At 39.8% G+C, this 20,858-nt stretch carries 16 protein-coding genes; all 16 read left to right on the top strand.

Annotation, left to right across the window (positions count from 1 at the left end):
• The first annotated feature begins 23 nt into the window (after positions 1–23).
• A complete protein-coding gene (locus tag GH808_RS08515) occupies positions 24–1,226 on the top strand; it encodes an ABC transporter ATP-binding protein (RefSeq protein WP_186842356.1) in 1,203 nt (400 codons plus the stop codon).
• 17 nt (positions 1,227–1,243) lie between these two features.
• Positions 1,244–3,475, top strand: a complete 2,232-nt coding sequence (locus GH808_RS08520) for a glycosyltransferase family 2 protein (protein WP_186842357.1) — start codon at positions 1,244–1,246, stop codon at positions 3,473–3,475.
• Positions 3,476–3,592: 117 nt separating this feature from the next.
• A complete protein-coding gene (locus GH808_RS08525; RefSeq protein WP_186842358.1) occupies positions 3,593–6,412 on the top strand; it encodes a GBS Bsp-like repeat-containing protein in 2,820 nt (939 codons plus the stop codon).
• A gap of 129 nt (positions 6,413–6,541) precedes the next feature.
• Positions 6,542–8,638, top strand: coding sequence for a GBS Bsp-like repeat-containing protein (locus GH808_RS08530; RefSeq protein WP_186842359.1), 2,097 nt, complete (start codon positions 6,542–6,544; stop codon positions 8,636–8,638).
• A gap of 109 nt (positions 8,639–8,747) precedes the next feature.
• A complete protein-coding gene (locus GH808_RS08535) occupies positions 8,748–9,731 on the top strand; it encodes a glycosyltransferase family 2 protein (RefSeq protein ID WP_186842360.1) in 984 nt (327 codons plus the stop codon).
• A gap of 92 nt (positions 9,732–9,823) precedes the next feature.
• On the top strand, positions 9,824–10,690 hold the full coding sequence (locus tag GH808_RS08540) for a glycosyltransferase family 2 protein (RefSeq protein WP_186842361.1): 867 nt from the start codon (positions 9,824–9,826) through the stop codon (positions 10,688–10,690).
• A 22-nt stretch (positions 10,691–10,712) separates the two neighbouring features.
• Positions 10,713–12,113, top strand: coding sequence for an undecaprenyl-phosphate glucose phosphotransferase (locus tag GH808_RS08545; RefSeq protein ID WP_186842362.1), 1,401 nt, complete (start codon positions 10,713–10,715; stop codon positions 12,111–12,113).
• A 23-nt stretch (positions 12,114–12,136) separates the two neighbouring features.
• Positions 12,137–12,487 carry an EamA family transporter gene (locus tag GH808_RS08550; protein ID WP_186842363.1) on the top strand — a complete coding sequence of 117 codons (351 nt, stop codon included), beginning with the start codon at positions 12,137–12,139 and terminating at the stop codon, positions 12,485–12,487.
• A gap of 20 nt (positions 12,488–12,507) precedes the next feature.
• On the top strand, positions 12,508–13,224 hold the full coding sequence (locus GH808_RS08555) for a glycosyltransferase family 2 protein (protein WP_186842364.1): 717 nt from the start codon (positions 12,508–12,510) through the stop codon (positions 13,222–13,224).
• Positions 13,221–13,595, top strand: coding sequence for a DUF2304 domain-containing protein (locus GH808_RS08560; protein ID WP_186842365.1), 375 nt, complete (start codon positions 13,221–13,223; stop codon positions 13,593–13,595). The genes GH808_RS08555 and GH808_RS08560 overlap by 4 nt, the downstream gene beginning before the upstream one ends.
• Positions 13,588–14,364 (top strand): glycosyltransferase, encoded by a 777-nt coding sequence (locus GH808_RS08565; RefSeq protein WP_186842366.1) that lies wholly within the window; start codon positions 13,588–13,590, stop codon positions 14,362–14,364. The genes GH808_RS08560 and GH808_RS08565 overlap by 8 nt, the downstream gene beginning before the upstream one ends.
• Positions 14,365–14,459: 95 nt before the next feature.
• Complete coding sequence (locus tag GH808_RS08570; protein WP_186842367.1) at positions 14,460–14,726, top strand: hypothetical protein; 267 nt, start codon at positions 14,460–14,462, stop codon at positions 14,724–14,726.
• A gap of 344 nt (positions 14,727–15,070) precedes the next feature.
• Positions 15,071–16,042 carry a UDP-glucose 4-epimerase GalE gene (gene galE / locus GH808_RS08575; protein ID WP_186842368.1) on the top strand — a complete coding sequence of 324 codons (972 nt, stop codon included), beginning with the start codon at positions 15,071–15,073 and terminating at the stop codon, positions 16,040–16,042.
• Between the two features lie 47 nt (positions 16,043–16,089).
• Positions 16,090–18,252, top strand: coding sequence for a DUF7657 domain-containing protein (locus GH808_RS08580; protein WP_186842369.1), 2,163 nt, complete (start codon positions 16,090–16,092; stop codon positions 18,250–18,252).
• Between the two features lie 110 nt (positions 18,253–18,362).
• Positions 18,363–19,727: a DUF3329 domain-containing protein gene (locus GH808_RS08585; RefSeq protein WP_186842370.1), complete on the top strand. Its 1,365-nt coding sequence runs from the start codon at positions 18,363–18,365 to the stop codon at positions 19,725–19,727.
• Between the two features lie 72 nt (positions 19,728–19,799).
• The coding region (locus GH808_RS08590; RefSeq protein WP_243166160.1) for a DUF6056 family protein at positions 19,800–20,858 on the top strand (1,059 nt) is incomplete at its 3' end.

Here is a 20,858-nt window from a genome sequence, read left to right on the forward strand (position 1 = left end):
GAGCAGTATCATTGGAGGAAAAGATGTCAGAAGTTGCAGTAAAAATCGAAAATGTTACAAAGATATATCGTTTGTATCAGCGTCCGATGGATCGCTTGAAGGAATCGATGAGTCTGGTCAGAAAAAAAGAATATCATCATAAATTCTATGCTCTCAAAAACATCAATCTGGAAATCCTTAAAGGGGAATCCGTTGGCATTATTGGTAAGAATGGATCGGGAAAATCGACACTTTTAAAAATAATTTCGGGCGTTTTAACTCAAAGTGAAGGCGATGTTTATGTCGATGGAAAAGTTTCAGCGCTGCTTGAATTGGGAACGGGTTTTAATCCGGAGTATACGGGAATTGAAAACATATATTCGAATGGTCTCATTATGGGTTACAGTGAAAAAGAGATGGATGAAAAATTGGATGATATCATCAATTTTGCTCAGATCGGAGAGTATATTTATCAGCCGGTCAAGACTTATTCCAGTGGGATGTTTGCGCGATTGGCATTTGCGACCGCGATTAATGTCGATCCGGAGATTCTGATTGTCGATGAAGTGCTGGCGGTCGGGGATGCCAAGTTCCAGATTAAATGCATCAATAAAATGGAAGAATTCAAGGCATCCGGCAAAACGGTTTTATTTGTTTCGCACACGCTTGAACAAATAAAACGGTTTTGCACCAAAGGCGTCTGGATTGACAAAGGCGAAATGCGTATGGTTGGGGACGTGAATCACGTCATCGATATGTACGAAAGTGAAATGCTGAAAGAATCGATGGAGCAGAAAAAACGCGAAAATGGAAGTTCGCCTGTGAATCCAGGTGAGTTTGAAGCGAATCTGGGGAAAATAAAATCAGTGAGCTGCACCAACGAATTACTTAATACGTTTGATGATTTTGCAGTCGATATCGAGTATGAATTGTATGACGATCTTGCCAGTGAACCGTTACTGGGGGTGGCCTTCTATACGCTTGACCGACAGTATATTTTTGGTCCCAATACCTACCTGGATGGTATTGACATTCCCAAAACAAAGGGCATCCATCATGTCAGTTATGTGGTACCGAAATTGCCTCTACTGGGAGGTAAATATGAAGTCGATATCGGCCTTTTTGCCAATAAGAGCATTGTGAATCTTGATTACAGAACGGGAGCCTTTGTATTGACCGTTTCAGCCGATTATTTTACTGAAGGTTTGGTACATATGGAACACCATTGGAAAATTAATGAGAAATGATAAGAAGGGTTTGAAAAATGGCGAAAAAATCAGTTGTTGAACAGGAAGAGATAAAATATTTTATCGATAAAATCGTGAAAGATGAAGAAAGTCGATGCGCGAGTGTTCAGGGGTGGGCTTTTAATACGAAAACCAAAGAACCGGTTGATTTGTATATCGTCGGTCGTGAATCGGAAGGCGTTAATTTTAAACGGGATTTTAGAATTGATGTGAATAATAAGTATTTTCTGCCGGACGATGCAAAAGTTGGTTTTATTATTGAATTCGATGAAAACACCTATGGTGAAAAGTTAAGACTGAAACTTAAGGACAACCGGATATCAAGGATCGTTAAATTAAATTTAAAAAAAGATTACGATTATCTCAAAAAGCCAAATCTTTTTAATGCCGTCAGAGCTGCCAATGCGGTCACACGAACCGTTGGTTATTTTAACCGGAACGGATTAAAGAACACGATTCGAAAAATCAAGTTTGAACTGAAATACAAAAATCAGGAGAATTATGATTTCTGGATTGAGGTCCATGAAGATTACGATACCAAGAAAGTGCTGGAAGAGATAAGTAAATTCAGCTATTCACCTAAAATATCGATCGTTATGCCGGTTTATAATGTTGAGGAAAAGTGGCTGAGCGCCTGTATCGATTCCGTTTTGAGTCAGTATTATCAAAACTGGGAATTGTGCATCGCCGACGATTGTTCAACGGATGAACATATCAAGCCGTTACTGGCAGCCTATGAAAAACAGGATTCCCGAATCAAGGTCGTGTATCGAAAAGAAAATGGACATATTTCAGAATCTTCCAACTCAGCACTGGAAATTGCAACCGGTGAATTTGTAGCCCTGCTTGATAATGATGACACTTTGGCGGATTTCGCCCTGTATGAAGTGGTCAAACTGTTAAATGAACATCCGCAAGCTGATCTTATTTACAGTGATGAAGATAAACTAAGCGAAGACAACAAACGGAGCCAGCCTTTCTTTAAAACGGACTGGGCGCCGGATATATTACTGGCAACAAACTATATCTGTCATTTGGGTGTCTATCGAAAAACGATCATCGATGAAATCGGTGGCTTCAGAAAAGGCTATGAAGGTGCTCAGGATTATGATCTGGTGCTTCGCTTTACCGAAAAAACGAAGCACATTTATCACATCCAAAAAGTTTTGTATCACTGGCGCATGATCAGCAATTCAACAGCGGTTAATCCGGATTCCAAAGGTTATGCCTTTGAAGCCGGGAAAAAATCACTGGAAGATGCATTGGATAGAAGAGGCATTAAAGGATCTGTTTCTCACGGCGCTTTTCCGGGCGTCTATAATGTGGCGTACGAAATCGTCAATGACGGACTGGTATCGATTATCATCCCAACCCGGGACAATGCAGCAGATTTAAAGGAATGCGTGGATTCGATTTTCGAAAAAGCGGAAGACGAAAAATTTGAAATCATCATTGCCGATAATGGCAGTGAAAAAGAAGAAACGCTCAAGTTATTTGAAGTTTATACGAAAAAATATAAGGAACAGTTTAAAGTGGTTCGGCTGGATATGCCATTCAATTTTTCGCAGATCAATAATCTGGCTGTTCGGGAATCAAATGGTGAATATCTGCTGTTTTTGAATAATGACATTAAAGTCATCACCCAGGGATGGATTAAACGGATGATGAGCGTTGCCCAGCAGGAACGGATTGGCGCCGTTGGGGCGAAACTTTACTATCCGGACAATACCATTCAGCATGCCGGTGTTCTGCTCGGCATGGGTGGGGTTGCCGGCCATGGGCATTGTGGGTATCCCCGTGGCGATTATGGTTATTTTGGAAAACTGGTAATCAACAATAATTATTCCGCTGTCACGGCAGCCTGCCTGATGGTGAAACGCAAAGATTTTGATGACGTTGGCGGATTTGAGGAAAAATTGACGGTAGCATTTAATGATGTTGATTTTTGCCTGAAACTCTATGCAAAAGGCAAGTTTAATGTATGGCTGCATGATGTTGAATTGTACCATTATGAATCGAAATCGAGAGGAGCGGAAGATACCTATCAGAAATATAAACGCTTCAATACGGAAATCAACTACATGAAAAAGCACTGGTTGAATTTTATAAAAAATGATCCCTATTACAACACAAATCTGACCAGAGTCGATGGAAATTACGCGATTTGCGTTGATATTGTAGGGTATGTAAAAGGAAAAGAATCAGATTTGGGTTTTGATGAAACAGACGATGGAAAGAGCCACAAATAAACGTAACAGATGTAACAAAAAAATTGACGCAACTGCGGTTTCGTGATATTATCGTGACAAGTATAATTGAAGATTTTTATATTCGAAATTATAAATAAAGTGGAAAGGAGGATTATTTTGGAAAGCGCAAAAAAAAGAAATCGGTTAGTGAGTTTGGGGGTAATGTTATTGCTTCTATTTCTGACTTTTTTCTCATATTATACTCCATCAGCCGATGCGGCAGGAAAAACAATCGTCATTAATCCCGGACATGAAGAAGGAACGGATTCTGGAGCGGCAAACGGTGATACCGGTATTACTGAAGTGGGTCTGAACAATGCACTGGCAGTCAAGGTGGTGGCAACTTTGCGAAACAGTGGTTACAATGCCATGTTAAGTCATCAGATTCCAGAAAATACGATGGGCTTGCCGACTTTACAGGCGACGACAACCAACAATTCAACGCAGGTCGCCAATGCGGCCAATAAACTGGGCGCGGATCTGCTGATCAGTATTCATCATAATTCCGGTGGTTCATCGGCCAGCGGTTATGAGTTCTACTGGAGCAGTTATCACCCGGCGGTTGACAACGACGGCCTCTATGAGGAAACTGGGTTATGGGGGGATGGCTCGACGGCAACATTGGATTCGACGCCTTCGGTAATTGCTTTAAAATCAAAGGAATTTGCTAATATTCTAAATGCTTATTTCAGTAATTTGGATTATGTTCCCAGCCGAAACAGGATTGTTGAACGGGATGATGCTTTCACCAGAAAGACCAGTATGCCTTCGGTTTTGATTGAAGGCGGTTTTGTATCCAATGATGCCGAGTCTCTGGCACTGGCAGATGGCAATAATCAGCAGAAAATGGCTAATCAGATAGCGGCCGGCGTCAATCAGTTGTTTGGAACGGAAAATGTCGTTCTTACGGCAGACAGTGTCAAAGCTACAGTTTCCGATACCAAGGTTACGGCTATGGTCACCGGTATCAATGCACCGAATGCGGTAAGCACCCTTTATTTCCCGGTATGGAGCGACAATAACGGGCAGGATGATATCACATGGCATGAGGGCATCAAACAGAGCGACGGCAGTTATAAAGTTACTTTTGATATTGCAGAACATCACAATGATACTGGCACCTACAACATCCATTGCTATGCAGCAGATTACTTTGGGAAGATGACAATGCTGGGAGCAACAACAGCGGATGTAACGGTGAAATTCATAACAGGAAATCTTACTGCCAGCGCGACTGGTGACAAGATTAACGTAAAGGTAAACGGCATTGTGGCACCGAATGGTTTGCAGACGATTTATCTACCGATATGGAGTGAAACCGGTGGACAGGATGATATCAAATGGTATACAGCAACCAAACAAAGTGATGGAAGCTACAGCCTGAGTATCGACGTCAAAGATCATAATTATAATAGTGGAATCTATCATGTTCACTGTTATGGTGTCGATAGTAACGGAAAATATACATTATTGGGAGAAAAAACGGTCAGTGTCAGCGGCAGTGTCCAGGCGATGAGTGCCAGCAGTGTTACCAATACGGTATCCGGCAATCAGATTAATGTAAGTATCAGCGGGATTGCGGCGCCGAATGGCATTCAGACTGTTTATGTACCCACATGGAGCGAGGTTAACGGACAGGATGATATCAAATGGTACACAGCAACTAAACAAAGCGACGGAAGCTATAGCCTGACCATTGAGATCAAAGACCATAACAATGATGCCGGCGTATATAATATTCATTGCTATGGCGTGGATGATTCCGGGAATTTTACAATACTGAAAGAAATGAAAACGGCCAGTATTGTGGTTGAGAAAATGACGGCCGGCAGTGTGAAAGCCAGTGTAAGTGGAAGTCAGATTATAGCAACAATTCAGGGCATCACTGCACCAAACGGAATTAAAACCATTAGCGTGCCAGTTTGGAGTGATGTTAATGGACAGGACGATCTGAAATGGTACACAGCAGTTAAACAAAGTGATGGCAGCTATCAAGTGACTATTGATATCAAAGATCATAACTATGATAGCGGCAGCTACTTGATTCACACCTATGGAACTGATGCATCAAATGTAACGACGTTTTTGGGGAATACAAGTGTTTCGGTAGTTACTTCACCCATGACGGCAAATGATATCACGGCGACGTTTGCGGATAATATCATTACCGTCAATATCGATGGCATTACTGCGCCAAATGGCATTCAGAATATGCTGGTACCAACATGGAGTGACAACGGTGGACAAGATGATATCGTCTGGTATACTGCAATCAAACAAAGCGATGGCAATTACCAGGCAACGATCAATGCAAAAGATCATAATGGAGACAGCGGAAATTATTCCGTCCATGTTTATGGGGTGGAAGCGGATGGCCGAAATGTATTTCTTGGCAATACATCGGTGAGTGTCAGATATGTGGAAACACCCATTATGGGAGCAACGACCGTGACGGCGGCCGATCTGATTGCCTATTACAAGGCTACCGGATGTACATTCCCGCAGATATATGGAAATATTGGTGTGAATCTGGATACTTTTGTCAATATGTATATCCAGGAGTGCGCGGTTGAAGGCGTTCGGGCGGAGGTAGCTTTTGCCCAGGCAATGCTTGAAACCGGCAATCTTCAATTTGGCGGCGATGTCAAGGTCAGTCAGTTTAATTTTGCCGGATTAGGGGCAACTGGCGGCGTGCCAGGTTACGATTTTTCAACAACCTACGGCAATTCCAGCGCTGGGCTTCAGACCGGAATTAGAGGTCATGTCCAGCATTTGAAGTGTTATGCCAGTGATCAGCCTTTAAATCAGACAAAAGTTGATCCAAGGTGGAATAATTCGTTAAGACTAAGAGCGTTGTCGGTTGAAGAACTGGCAGGAACGTGGGCTGCGGATAAGACCTATGCCGGAAAAGTCAAAGCGATCATGAATAAGTTCTAGATAAAAAAACAGGATTGATGAAAATCAATCCTGTTTTTTTTTATGACGTTTCGAGTGGATGCTAATAATTATGCTGAATCGGTCGATAAATATATAGTAAATAATCGAATTGTGGGAGAAGAGGGAATAATGCAAATGATACGTGAGAAGTTCGGAATGAAAGGGATTATTTTGTGTTTGGCCTTTGTTTTGATTTCGGGATGTTTGCCCGAGTATATTGAGGCTCAGGAAAACAATGCCGTCAGCGTCAGTGCCGGTGAAGCGGTCAATAGCAGCTATATTGTGAGTATTACCGGGGTCGGAAATCCGGATGGAATCAGCGGGGTTATGTTTCCGACCTGGAGCCAAACCAATGGACAGGATGATATCCGATGGGAAAGCGGAACCTATGTGGGAAATGACACGTGGGAAGTAACGATTCATTTAAAAGACTATCAACAGACATTTGATACTTTTATCAGTCACGCCTATGTGATTGATAAATCAGGAAAAATGACGTTTTCAGGAATTGCCGAGAAAACCATCGAAAATCCGCTTGGTGATGTTGCTGTCAATATCATCCAGAATCCGGATAGTACAACGCAATTCACGGTCAGTACGCTTGGCTGTGCGGAAAAAAACGGGATTGGCAGCGTGCTGTTTCCAACATGGACAGAAAGAAATGGACAGGATGAGATCGTGTGGTATCAGGGAACCCTGGGAAGCGATGGAGAATACAGTGTGACCATCGACACTAAGGATCATCACTTTGAAACCGGAACGTATAATGTCCATACCTACATTTACGGTTTGCGGGGAGATGTGATCAAAACAGCGGTTGATACCTATACCGTCGCGGCCTCAACGCCAAACATCAGTGCCGGTGAAGTGAGCAATGACAGCTACAAAGTGGCAGTTACCGGTGTCAGCAGTTCAGAAGGGGTCAGCGGTGTTTTATTTCCGACCTGGAGCCAAGCCAATGGACAGGATGATATCCGCTGGGAAAGCGGGACCTATGTGGGAAACGACACCTGGGAAGCAACGATCAATCTCAGAAATTACCGGAGCAGTTATGATACCTTTGAAACTCATGCCTATGTGGTTAAAGGGAATCAACAGTTGCAATATATCGCCAAAACGGAAATGATCATCGACAATCCTTTTGCGGCAGAACCGCTGGAATTGGAGATCCAGCCGGATCCTGATGTCTCAAAGTTTGTCGTCAGCACAACGAATTGCAGCGGCAAATCCGGCATCGGCGATGTGCTTTTTCCGGTCTGGACGACAAGAAACGGGCAGGATGATATCCAGTGGCTTCAGGGGACATTGGGAGGCAACGGCGAGTACAGTGCAGTGGTGGATATCGAAAATCATGGCTTTGAAACAGGCCCGTATCAGATCCATGCTTACCTGCGTGGCAATGGCAATGAAAACATTGCATTTTCGAGCAATTCATTCACGCTGGAGCAAACGACGCCGACCTTTGAGTATGACAACGCCGTCTTAAATAATGTGTTTAAAATGAGGATAAAAAATGTCAGCAATGAAAATGGCGTCTCCGGAGTCATGTTGCCAACCTGGAGCCAGGCAAACGGACAGGATGATATCCGCTGGGAACCGACAACTTATATTGGAAATCATACCTGGGAAACAACGGTGGATTTAAAAAAATACAATCAAATTGTCGATACTTTTATTACCCATGCTTATCTGGTTGATGGCAACGGTAATTCGGTGATGGCAGCACAGTCTTTCCGAACGATCAAACAAAACACGGTAACGGTTTATGGCTACTTCGCCTATCCTTTAGATACACAGTATCAGCCCAATCCCGATGATCCCACCGATTGGTTTGGTGCGCGGTGGGGAGATATTCATGAAGGCGTCGATATACCGGCGGATCGCTACGCCAGCTGCTATTCAGTCGGCAACGGAATCGTTGAACGAGCAGGCTATTTTATGGGATACGGAAGATATGTCAGAATTCGCACGACTGACCGCTACGGAGAGAGTGTTTCTTTCTTTTATGGTCATCTTCAGGAAATAAATGTCAGTGTCGGCCAAGCGGTCGGAACAGGAACAAAGATTGGATCAGTTGGTGGATCGGGATACGATGCCAACAGGAATTACATCGATAATGCCTATGGATCCCATCTTCATTTTGGCGCCATTGCCAATGCTGACGATGCCTGCGTTGATCCGGAAATATGGATTGATTTCCATAATCCCTACAATAATATCAACTAAAAGAAATAGCAATAAAGAGAGACTGATAATAGTCTCTTTTTTATTTAGCGAAAATGAGATCCTGTGTTATAATAGAACGAATTTAATATCATGGTGCAAGGAAGTTTATATGAAAAGTGATGTTTCGGTTATTATTCCAAATTTCAATGGGGAAAAATATATTGCCAATTGCCTGGAGAGTATTCTCGACCAAAGTTTTTATGAATTTGGTCAGATGGAAATCATCGTGGTGGATGACTGCTCCAGCGATGACAGCGTCAATATTATTAAAAGATATCAAGAAGTAAAGCTGGAGATAAATCCGGTCAATTCAGGCTTTGATAAATCGGTCAATCAGGGTATCAAGGCGAGCAGCGGGACCTATTGTCTGCTTTTGAACAATGATGTAGTGGTCGACCGCGATTTTGTCAAATACCTGTACCGACACATCGACGAAAATCCCAATGTGTTTTCTGTCAGCTCAAAAATGGTGCGCTATTACGAGCGGAATAAACTGGATGATACAGGGGATTTTTATAATATTTTCGGCTGGGCGTACAAGCGGGGCGATGGAAAACCGGTTGAGGCATATAAAAAACGGACTTCAGTTTTCAGCACCTGTGCCGGTGCCGGCATTTACCGTCGCTCGGTACTGGATGAGATCGGCTTGTTCGATGAAACATTTTTTGCCTATCTAGAAGATGTGGATATTTCCTACCGGGGACTGATTTATGGGTATCAGAATCATTATGAACCACAGGCGGTCTGTTATCATATTGGCAGCGCCACCACGGCTGACGGGCAAAAATACAGTCCTTTTAAAGTGAAAATTTCAGCAAGAAATAATATTTATGTGGCTTATAAAAATATGCCGACGTTCCAGCTTCTGATCAACAGTCCTTTTTTGCTGCTTGGTTTTTTCATCAAATACCTGCTTTTTTGGAAACGAGGTTACGGCAAGGACTACTCGGCAGGGATTAAAGAGGGCTTAAAAAACTGCCGGCAGATGAAAAAAGTACCGGTCCAATCAAAAAATCTGGGCCACTATATACTGATTGAGATTCTGCTGATTCATAATCTCTTTCGACATGTTTTCAATAAATTAGTGCGATAGGGCGCAATTTCATTTCTTTTCTTCCATATTCAAAATACGCATGGTATAATATAATGTCTTTTAGATGAAAAAACGCATAGGAAAGGCTGAAAATGGATTTATCAATTATTATTGTTAATTATAAAACACAGGAATTGACATCAAATTGTATTGATTCGATCGTCAAAAGCAATACAAAAGGATTGAACTACGAAATCATTGTTGTCGATAATGCTTCTGAAGATGGCAGCATTGAAGCAATCGAAAAGGCCTTCCCGCAGGTTGAAATTATCAGGAACCGTGAAAACCAGGGGTTTTCAAAGGCCAATAATCTGGGCATTAAAACAGCAAAAGGGGATTACATCCTGCTATTGAATTCCGATACGATTGTTGAGTTTAATACACTTAAGGGCGCGCTGGAATTCATTAAAGATCACAAACACATCGGGGCGTTAGGCTGTAAAATACTGTTGCCTTCAGGAAAGCTTGATGCGGCCTGCAAACGGAGTTTTCCGACACCTGCAAACGGTCTTTATCACAGCCTGAATTTGGATACCGCTTTTCCGGATAATACACGTCTCGGCGCTTATAACCTCACTTACGCAGATGAAAATAAAACCTGTTCCATCGATTGTATTATGGGCGCATTTATGATGGTGCCCAGAAAAGTGATCGATGAGGTTGGTATGCTGGATGAGGATTATTTTATGTATGGGGAAGATGTGGACTGGTGCTATCGGATAAAAAATGCGGGCTATCAGATCATGTATTACCCGGAAGTCCGGATTTTTCATCATAAAAAAGCCAGCGGCATTGGCAAGAGAAACCCCAAGGTGATTGAAGCTTTTTATGATTCCATGGGTATTTTCTACAGTAAACATTACCAGAACAAGTACAGCAAATTGACGCGTTGGTGCGTGATGACGGGAACATCCCTGATGAAAAAAATGGCTTTGCACAAAAACAAACACAGAAAATAAAGACAGACGAGGAAAAATACAAATGATTAAAAGTAATCAGCGCTTTTTTAATTTTATACTGGTATTGTTTGATGTCTCCGTTGTTACTGCTTCCCTGTTGTTTGCATGGTACATTCGATTTGTGTCACCATTTTTTGATGATGGGGTCCGGACCATGGATCTCCGGGCATATGTGGACTTGCTTGGCATTATCATACCGCTTTATCTGATTCTTTTTACTGCTTTTGGACTCTATAAGCCATATCGAAAACAGCCTTTCTATAAAGAGTGCCGCGAAATAATTGTTGCCAATATCATTGGCATTACCATTCTGATGGCGGTACTGTTTACCGGAAAGAACATCCATTTTTCCCGCTATATGTTGGGAATTTTCTTTGCAACGTCGACGATCGTCATGATGATAGAACGCGGTTCAATCAGAAAAATACTACGCATGGCTCGGGAACGAGGCTTTAACATCAAATACGTCATCATCGTTGGAGCGGGAAGTATCGGCCAGACTTTCGCATCGAAAATAACCGGCGATCGGCAACTGGGGTATAAAATCACCGGTTATGTGGATGACTATTATCACAAAATCGAAAAAAATGGCATTCCCATCCTGGGTACGACGCATGAAATGAATGAAATCCTGGAAGAGTTTCAGGTCGATGAAGTGATCATCGCCCTGCCCAATACCAGTTATAAGCGAATCGATGAAGTGATTGATATTTGTGAGTATCAGGGCATAAAAACTCAGATTATCCCGGATTATTTCCATCTGATTCAGGGAAGAAAAGCCTATTTTGATGAACTGGATGGGATACCGCTGATCAATACACGGTATATTCCGCTTGATCAGCCTTCTAACAAGTGGATCAAGCGAATTGCGGATATCATACTTTCCCTGGTTATTCTGATTCTGGTTTCGCCGATCATGCTTGTGACAGCGATTCTTGTGAAAATGACTTCACCCGGTCCGGTTATTTATAAACAGATCCGGGTTGGCATGGGGCGCAAAGAATTCTGGATTTATAAGTTCCGGTCGATGCGGTGTGAGGCATCTGTTGCATCGGGTGATGTGGGATGGACCACCGAGAATGATCCCAGAAAAACAAAATTCGGTGCTTTTATCAGGAAAACAAGCATTGATGAGCTGCCCCAGTTTTTTAACGTTTTAAAAGGTGATATGAGCATTGTTGGGCCAAGGCCGGAAAGACCGCATTATGTGACCCAGTTTCAAAATGAGATTCCGAAATATATGATCAAGCATCATGTCCGCCCGGGAATCACCGGCTGGGCTCAGGTCAGCGGCTGGCGCGGGGACACTTCGATTCATAAACGAATTGAGTGCGACATCGAATATATTGAAAAATGGACATTGTGGTTTGATATAAAAGTGTTTTTTATGACATTCAAAGCAGTGTTTGAGAGTGGGTACTGATTATCCATGAGAGAAAGGATTTTATGATTATATTATTTTTATGTTATTTGGTCTGCACAGTTAGTGGGTTGACACTGGTAAAATTTGGAGCGAATAATAATGCCTTTGCATTGAACAGCAGCTTCTTTAATTTATCATTATCGTATACCACGTTATTGGGATTGTTTCTGTATATCATCAGCTTTCTAATGTGGATTGTGATTGTGCAGAAATACAATTTGAGTTACATTGCACCCATGGCAACTGGTTTATCGCAAGTACTGATCATTGCAGCTTCGATTTTTATCCTGGGTGAGAAAATCGGGACGTTTCAATGGCTGGGAATCGCTCTGGTTTTGGGTGGAGTGGTTCTGATGAATGTTAAAACCGTATAGATATGATGACTGGAGAAAAAATGAAAATATTGGTGATTATCCCGGCATATAATGAGGAAGATTCAATTGAAGAAGTGGTGAATAAACTGAAAATTACTCAATCTGAGGTAGACTATATTATTATTAATGACTGTTCGACAGACAATACGGTGAAAATATGTAAAAATAATAGCTTTAATTATATCAATCTACCTGTTAATCTTGGAATCGGTGGGGGAGTTCAGACCGGCTATCGGTATGCAGTTGAAAATGATTATGATATTGCTATTCAAATGGATGGAGATGGACAACATGATCCTGAAGGCATTGATCGTCTTATAAAACCAATTATAGAGGATGGTTTTGATTTGGTAATTGGTTCAAGATTTATAACCAATGATGGATTCCAATCTTCAGTGATGAGACGAACGGGTATAAGATTTTTAAAATGGTTGATAAAGATTTGCTGCGGAGTAAAAATAAATGATACGACCAGTGGATTCAGAGCTAGCTCAAAAGAACTAACGAAACATTTTTCTCTTGAATATGCTCAGGATTATCCAGAACCCGAGGCAATAATTGCAGCAGTTTTAAATGGCTACCGGGTTTGCGAGGTGCCTGTTATTATGCATGAACGTCAAGGTGGTGAATCATCAATAAACGCGTTTAAATCTATTTATTATATGGCAAAGGTTTCACTGGCTATATTTATTTACCGAATTGGATCTTTTAAAAATGTGAGAGAGCGGAAACTATGAATATAAGTTTAAGATTTTTTTTAATTGTTAGCATTCTGATTTATTTGGGAATAATCATACATTTTCTTAAAAAAAGAGAGCTGAATCTCAGGTATTCATTGATATGGATATTTTCGGCAGTGTCGATGTTGCTTGTATCGATTTTTCCGGAAATTATCATCACGTTTACTTCATTCGTAGGTATTGTTGATGTTGTAAATAGTGTATTTGTTTTGGAAGGCATGTTTGTACTGCTGATTGTTTTGTCATTAACTGCGATTGTTTCTCATTTAAATGAAAAAAACAGACAACTCATACAAGCTGTCGCACTATTGGAAAAAAGAGTCAGAGTATTGGAAAATCACAGAATCGAGAATAAAAAAGATGAATGATCATATTTTTATCGTTTGCGCCTATGGAAAATCGCGGTTTCTAGAAGAGTGCATTCTTTCATTGCTTGAACAGACAGAGAGAAAAAATATTATCATATCGACGTCAACACCCAATGCTCACATCGAAGGCATTGCAGAAAAATATCGGATTGCGATCAGAACGCATGAAATCAGCGGCATTGGAATCGATTGGAATGCCGGTTACGCATGTGCCGATTCAAAATATGTTACCCTGGTTCATCAGGATGATGTATATAAAAAGAACTATCGAGAGAAGGTTCTGACCGAACTGGACAGATATGAAGACTGCCTGATTGCCTTTTCCAATTATCGTGAAATCAGAAATAGTCAGATAGCAGATCCAAACGTCAATATCAGGATCAAAGAATTGATGCTGTCGCCATTGAAACATCTGAACCGAAATCGATTTATGCGGAGAAGAATACTTTCCCTCGGCAATCCGATCTGTTGTCCAGCAGTGACTTACAATAAAAATTTGCTTGGAAATTTCGCGTTTGATACGCAGTTGACTACGAGTTTGGACTGGGCAGCATGGGAGAAAATTTCAAAATGCAGGGGACGATTCGTTTATATTCAGGAACCCCTGATGTATCATCGCATCCATGAAGAAAGTGAAACCTCCAATACGATTGAAAACAAGAAAAGAGCGGCGGAAGATCTGATGATGCTGAAAAAATTCTGGCCGGCACCGATTGCAAGGATCATCTTTCATTTTTATCATAAGAGCGAAAAGTCGAATATCTTATAAAATCAATCATAATAGGAATTATGATACTGATCGTATCGCTTGTAATAGATATTTTTGTATTTAATATAAATTTTTTTACCGGAGGAAACCAAAGTGTGGAAATTTTATCCATCACCACAGAGGATCTTATGGTTATGGATGATGGAAATTACAAAATCCTTGATAATGGAGCCTATATTCAGTTAGATGATATTCATCAGTATGTTAACAAATTGGAGTTTGATATAAACTCTTTTAATCAAAATGTTAATATTGAGATAACTTATAATGATACAGAAAAAACTGATAATATGAATGGTATATCAACCAAGCTTGGCTATTGGTTATATATTTGCACCTTGCCTATTCAGCGGTTGTTGTAATTAATGGTTTAAGCTTTTTTGTTTTGCTTTAATTATAGAATGGATATTAAAAAAAAGACGCTGACAATAATCGATACAGCAATGATAACAAGTTACTTTGTTTTAATAACAGTAAGTAAGTTAGCGTATGTCCCCATTTTTCTGTTAGTAATGATTTTAAAACAGGTAAATTATATTGGGGTAGTGCCAAGAGCAATTATGACACAAAAGGAATATCTGCTAGGGGGAACGAGTGTTTCATTGGCATACATTATAGCATGAAAGTTTAATATAAATAATATAGCATTGTCGAGAAAATAAAGTTTAATTGAATTAATATTTTATAGAAAAATTGGGAGTATGTTATGAAAGTAATGGTTTCAGGCGGGGCAGGTTATATAGGTAGTCATGCAGTCGTCCAGTTGTTAGATCAAGGTTACGATGTCGTTGTGGTGGACAATTTATCTAAAGGTTTCAGACATGCGGTTGATGAGCGGGCAGTATTTTATCAATGTGATATTCGTGATAAAAAGTCTTTAAATGAGGTTCTTAAAAAAGAAAAAATTGATGTTGTTATGCAGTTTGCGGCAGATATTGTGGTTGCCGAGAGCGAAAAAGATCCTTTAAAATATTTCAACAATAATGTGTCAGGAACGATTTCTTTATTAGAAGTGATGATTGAAAACGAAGTAAAGAAAATTATATTTTCTTCAACGGCGGCTGTATACGGAAATACAGAAAAAATACCGGTGGAGGAGATGGATGCAATTTCACCCATTAGTCCATACGGTATGACCAAAGCGATGGTTGAGAACATTTTGGAGAGTTGCAGACAGGCATATGGGATGAATTACTGTATTTTTAGATACTTCAATGTTGCAGGAGCACATGAAAAATATCCAATTGGGCAGAATGTGGTAAAGAATACTGCTCTGATACCAATTATACTGGAAGTAGCGGCGGGAAAGAGACCGTATATAGAAATATACGGAGATGATTACGAAACGGCGGATGGCACTGGCGTCCGGGATTTCATTCATGTCGTGGATTTGGTAGATGCGCATATTTTAGGAATCATGCAACTTAATAGAAATTTAAGTGGAATTTATAATCTTGGGAACGGACAGGGCTTTTCTGTTAAAGAGATGATTGAAGCATCTCGTAAGGTAACAAAAAGAGATGTTCCAGTGAAAATATCACCACGACGGGAAGGTGATATCGCAGTTTCAATTGCATCGAGTGATAAGGCGAAGAAAGAATTGGGATGGAAACCCCACTATACACGTGTTGAAAAAATAATTGAGACTGCCTGGAATTATAAAACAAAAAAGTATTAAAATCACCTTGATTAGTAATATAAATAATGAAAGAGAAAAATATAAGGATGAATAAAAAAGCAAAAATATTGAGTAGAGATATAGAAAATAAAATACTCTTCTGCGTATTGGGATTTCTGATTGCGATCTTGCTGTGCGGTTTAATATATTATTGGAAAAATGAGTTTCAGAACATTGTTGTTATTGGAAACCAAATAGCATTTAGTTTTTTTGCAGTGTGTGTGTTTATGATTTTGATTTTGACACTGTATTTTATAAAAATGAATCAACAGGGAAAGAGTTGTTTTGTATCAACAAAAATTCTATTCGACTTTTTTATTGACTATCGATATCGAATAGCAGCGATTGTATTTGTCATATTGGTCGTATTAGGAATCAATTTTTCATCTCTGGCATTTTGGGAGACAACCACTCATGAGGAATCTCACTCTGTCATATTTGGACAGGAAAGACCAATTCGATCTGATGAGTGGCTGGTGGAAACACCGTGGGTTTTATCTCAGTATAACGAGGGCTTTCCAACAGAGAATGAGGACATTCGAGTTGATGGCCAAAATATGCTGTTTATGAGTACCAAAACGCCAATAAACCATATTTCTACAATTGGTAATCCTTATAATTGGGGATACTTTTTCTTGTCCATTGAACAAGGTTATGCCTGGCATTGGGTTTTAAAATTATTATTATTGCTTTTGTTTTCATATGAGTTTTTGTATATAATTACGAAGGAAAGTCGATACGTGGCCTTTATTGGTGCGTTTTGGATAGCTTTTTCACCAACGATAGCCTGGTGGTACGATACTTCAGTTATTGAAATAGTCATTGCCTTTCAAGCGTTGTTTGTAGCGGTTTTTTATTATTTTAGGGTTAGTCGGGTTTATCAAAAGATATTGCTGCTGGCCATGGTTATTGTTTTTGGACTGAACTTTATTTTAGATTTATATCCCGCTTTTCAAATTGTATTAGGATATGTTTTTTTAGGATTGTTCAGTTATTTAGTATGTAAAAATTACAAGAAGATCAGAAAGTTAGATATTGCCTTCATTAGCCTATCGATTATTTTCGTAATAGTAGTCGTAGCAGTTACGATTATTCCGTCAATTTCTGATATAACCATTATGATGTCAACTTCATATCCCGGTAGCAGAATGATAACAGGCGGCGGAATGAGCATATTTGATTTATCCAGATATTTGTACAACTGGTTAATCCCTCACGTTGATGTTCCACCGGAAACATTGTTGAATAATTGCATTGCCAGTGCTTACGTGACCTTTATTCCGGCATCGCTAGTCATTATTCTGAAAAGATGGAAAGAAAAAAAGTACATTGACAATAACTATTTGAAGATATTTATAGCATTTTATATTATGTTTGCATTATGGATACTACTACCCTTTCCAGAATTTTTTGCAAAATATACATTGTTGTATATGGTCACCCCTCAAATGTCATTAATGGGGGCAGGATTACTGGGTGTCTATATTAGTTGCATTGTCATTAGTCAGTTGAACGAGAGTCAGGGCTTCAGTAAAAAAGGAATCATCGCTTTTCTTTCATTTTTAGGTTGTTATTTTCTGTTGGCGCTTTATTTTGACAAAGCAATCAGCTATTTAGGAATAATTGGAACAGGAATGACAATAATGATTTTCTTAATGGCGAATTATTTTTTCATTGCGGGGAAAAAATATCCAGTTTTGATTTGTGTTTGTTTTATTTCAGTCATTCCGGGATTCTTTGTCAATCCAATTAATGTAGGGCTCGCGCCGATTTATGAAACGGCACTTGCTAAATCAATACAGGCAGTGGTTGAAGAAGATCCGGAAGGTCTATGGATAGGGTATGATTCGATAACATTGCCTGATTATATACTTGCTCAAGGCGGAAAAGTACTCAACAGTGTCCATTACTATCCAAACAATAGATTGTGGGCGCAGATAAGCAACAATACAGATGATTACGCAATATATAATCGTTTTGCACATATTGAAATAGAGTTTAATGACTTGGAGGAAACTAAGTTTGAGCTGATTGGTACAGATCATATAAAAATCATACTGAGCATAAATGATTTAGAAAAACTTGATGTGAAATATATTGTTTCTTATAATCCATTAGAGAAATTTAGCAATCAAAATATTTCCTTTATCAAACAAAGTCAGAATGATGCAGGTACAATATTTATTTATGAAGTGATATATAATAATTGAAATCAAAGTTGCGATAAACAATTTGTAGCAGCAATCAAAAATTAGACTATTTTAATAAAGAACTGTTTGCGCAAAATAAATGAATTAAGAATGGATGGCTTTGATAACAGATGAAAAAAAATCGATTTTTTAAAATGGCCGATAGACAGATCACGCCCAGAACCAATTGGATGATGTTTGGGAGCATACTCATCTTCACCTTTTCATACATGTTATTTCTCAACTTCAATACCCCGCTTATTGCAGACGACTATGTCTACACATTTATTTTTGGTACGTCGACACCGGTTCTGAGTCTCGCTGATATCGTCATTTCTCAGATATCATACTATATGAGCTGGGGTGGCAGGGTCATTGCCGAAACACTGACTCAACTCTTCATGTTTTGGGGCAAAGATGTTTTTAACATTGCAAATAGTCTCTGCTATATCATTTTTGTTCTGGCACTCTATTTTAATGCAGTTGGTCGAAAAATAAAACCAGGCATGCTGCTGATTGTGACAATTCTTGTCTGGTTTTTTGTGCCAATGTTTGGACAGACAATTGTGTGGCTGACTGGGTCATGTAATTATCTGTGGTGCGGAACCCTGATACTACTGGCAATTCTGCCTTTTCGTTTTTATGAAGAAAAACAGACAAACTGTTTGAAAAGCTTCTGGTTTGCGGTCATTATGAGTCCACTGTTTTTTCTGAGCGGGATCACGAATGAAAATACAGCCGGTGGCATGATTCTGATGATGCTTTTGTTCTGTCTGTTGTACTATAAACGAAAGATCAGAATACCCTTTTTTGCATACACCGGAATCTTGTTTTCGGTTTGCGGCTTTTTATGTATGATTTTTGCACCGGGAAATGGATTGCGGGTGGACAATGAATCAGCCGTTGCAGAAGTGACAACAATGGTTGGATCGAATCCCATTATTACGAGGTTTGCCTATTTTGCATATAATCTATACGCGCTGATGCCGCTGCTGATTGTTGCAGGCATTGTGTTGGTGCTGTTGTTCAGAGAAAGAGGAAAAACTGGAATGGTGGTTTCCGGAATATTTCTTTTTTCCGCCGCGGCTTCAATGATCGTGATGCTGGCACCACCTAAATTTCCGCCACGAGCGATGTTTGGCCTGGTGGCATTTATGATCATTTCGATCGTTTATGGATTGGATCATCTGAAAATCAGGCCAAAGGAGCTGCGGCGCTTGTTCGTAGTCCCAGCATTTTTGGTTATCCTTTATTATGTGATGTCATTGGGATATGTGGGAGTTGATGCAATTACGGTAAACAGGCAGTATGAAGCACGGGTGGCATTGATACAGGAAAATAAAGAGAATTCAGTCATTCAAGTGCCTGCGATTGTGCCATTATCCAGCCACAATGGGATGTATGGGCTGAAGGATGTTCAAATGGATCCCAATCATTGGGTCAATCGAGCGCTGGCAGATTATTATGGTGTTACAAATATAATTCTAGAACCATAGAATGGAGATGAAGCTTTGAATACGATAAAAACAAAAATAAATCAAATGATACAGTGGGATTATTTTCCAATGATGGTGTTCACTTTTTTCATATTGCTACTGCACTTTTTTATAAGTCCATCTGGAGATGATTTTACTTATGGAAATGTGTTCTACAAGGAACCGGTGTTAACATTTATCTCACAAGCCTATTACGGCTGGAGCTCCCGTATTATTATCATGCCGGTTGCTGCATTTTTTGCCGGAAATTCATTCTTGTTATTTTCTATTTTCGATATTTCCATTTATCTTTTATTGGCTGTCATGATTTCCAAACTCTTTGTTTATGAAAACAAACGCAAAATGAATTGGATTATTGTGATACTTTTAGCATCAGTACCCATTGTTTCCATGTTAACAACTGCCGGCTGGATTGTAACCAGCGTTCATTATTTATGGGCGCTGACGCTCAGCTTGGTGGCCTTATATCCCCTCAAGAAAATATATTTCAATGAAGTAATAAAGTGGTATGAGTATCCGGTATATCTTGTTGCCACTGTTTTTGGAATGAACATGGAAATCATGGCCGCGATTCTGGTTTCAGTTTATTTTCTGTTCTGCGTTTTCTTTATATATAAAAAAAATACTTCTATTTATACAGTTTTCATCACGATTTTTTTAATCGGTAATTTTATTTTCATTATTCTTTGCCCTGGTAATGCTGTTCGTGACCTATCAGAAACGGCAGCTCGTTTTCCTGAATATGCTTCTTTTGGTTTGTTTCAGAAACTGACCTTATCGGCTGTATCCTATATTATCACGATTGATCAAAATTTCATCATGCTGATCATCGTGGGTTTAGCTGGGATCTTTACCTGGCAAAAGTATAAAACATGGGGGGCTCGACTCATTGGGGTTATCCCGTTTATTTTTTGTGTGCTGATTGAAATGGTTCGTGTTTTTGTTCTAAGTCCCAAATTTGCCTGTGTTATTTATATACTAACCGGAAAAATGATTGGTGATTGGGTTTCACTTAAGAGTATCATCAGTGGCGTCCCCGGAAGCTATCACTATCTCGCCTTTGTGGCAATGGCGCTATTTGCAGTTTCGTTAATGGCTATGACGGTTACACTGTTTAAGGATTCAAAAAAA

The sequence above is a fragment of the Acetobacterium fimetarium genome (assembly GCF_014284475.1).
GTDB lineage: Bacteria > Bacillota > Clostridia > Eubacteriales > Eubacteriaceae > Acetobacterium > Acetobacterium fimetarium.

What these genes read in the sequence shown, in the direction of transcription:
- GH808_RS08580 (WP_186842369.1), top strand. Translation starts at nt 16,090, where the DNA reads ATGAATAAAAAAGCAAAAATATTGAGTAGAGATATAGAAAATAAAATA.
- GH808_RS08535 (WP_186842360.1), top strand. Translation starts at nt 8,748, where the DNA reads ATGAAAAGTGATGTTTCGGTTATTATTCCAAATTTCAATGGGGAAAAA.
- GH808_RS08545 (WP_186842362.1), top strand. Translation starts at nt 10,713, where the DNA reads ATGATTAAAAGTAATCAGCGCTTTTTTAATTTTATACTGGTATTGTTT.
- GH808_RS08550 (WP_186842363.1), top strand. Translation starts at nt 12,137, where the DNA reads ATGATTATATTATTTTTATGTTATTTGGTCTGCACAGTTAGTGGGTTG.
- GH808_RS08560 (WP_186842365.1), top strand. Translation starts at nt 13,221, where the DNA reads ATGAATATAAGTTTAAGATTTTTTTTAATTGTTAGCATTCTGATTTAT.
- GH808_RS08585 (WP_186842370.1), top strand. Translation starts at nt 18,363, where the DNA reads ATGAAAAAAAATCGATTTTTTAAAATGGCCGATAGACAGATCACGCCC.
- galE (WP_186842368.1), top strand. Translation starts at nt 15,071, where the DNA reads ATGAAAGTAATGGTTTCAGGCGGGGCAGGTTATATAGGTAGTCATGCA.
- GH808_RS08565 (WP_186842366.1), top strand. Translation starts at nt 13,588, where the DNA reads ATGAATGATCATATTTTTATCGTTTGCGCCTATGGAAAATCGCGGTTT.
- GH808_RS08530 (WP_186842359.1), top strand. Translation starts at nt 6,542, where the DNA reads ATGCAAATGATACGTGAGAAGTTCGGAATGAAAGGGATTATTTTGTGT.
- GH808_RS08520 (WP_186842357.1), top strand. Translation starts at nt 1,244, where the DNA reads ATGGCGAAAAAATCAGTTGTTGAACAGGAAGAGATAAAATATTTTATC.
- GH808_RS08555 (WP_186842364.1), top strand. Translation starts at nt 12,508, where the DNA reads ATGAAAATATTGGTGATTATCCCGGCATATAATGAGGAAGATTCAATT.
- GH808_RS08540 (WP_186842361.1), top strand. Translation starts at nt 9,824, where the DNA reads ATGGATTTATCAATTATTATTGTTAATTATAAAACACAGGAATTGACA.
- GH808_RS08515 (WP_186842356.1), top strand. Translation starts at nt 24, where the DNA reads ATGTCAGAAGTTGCAGTAAAAATCGAAAATGTTACAAAGATATATCGT.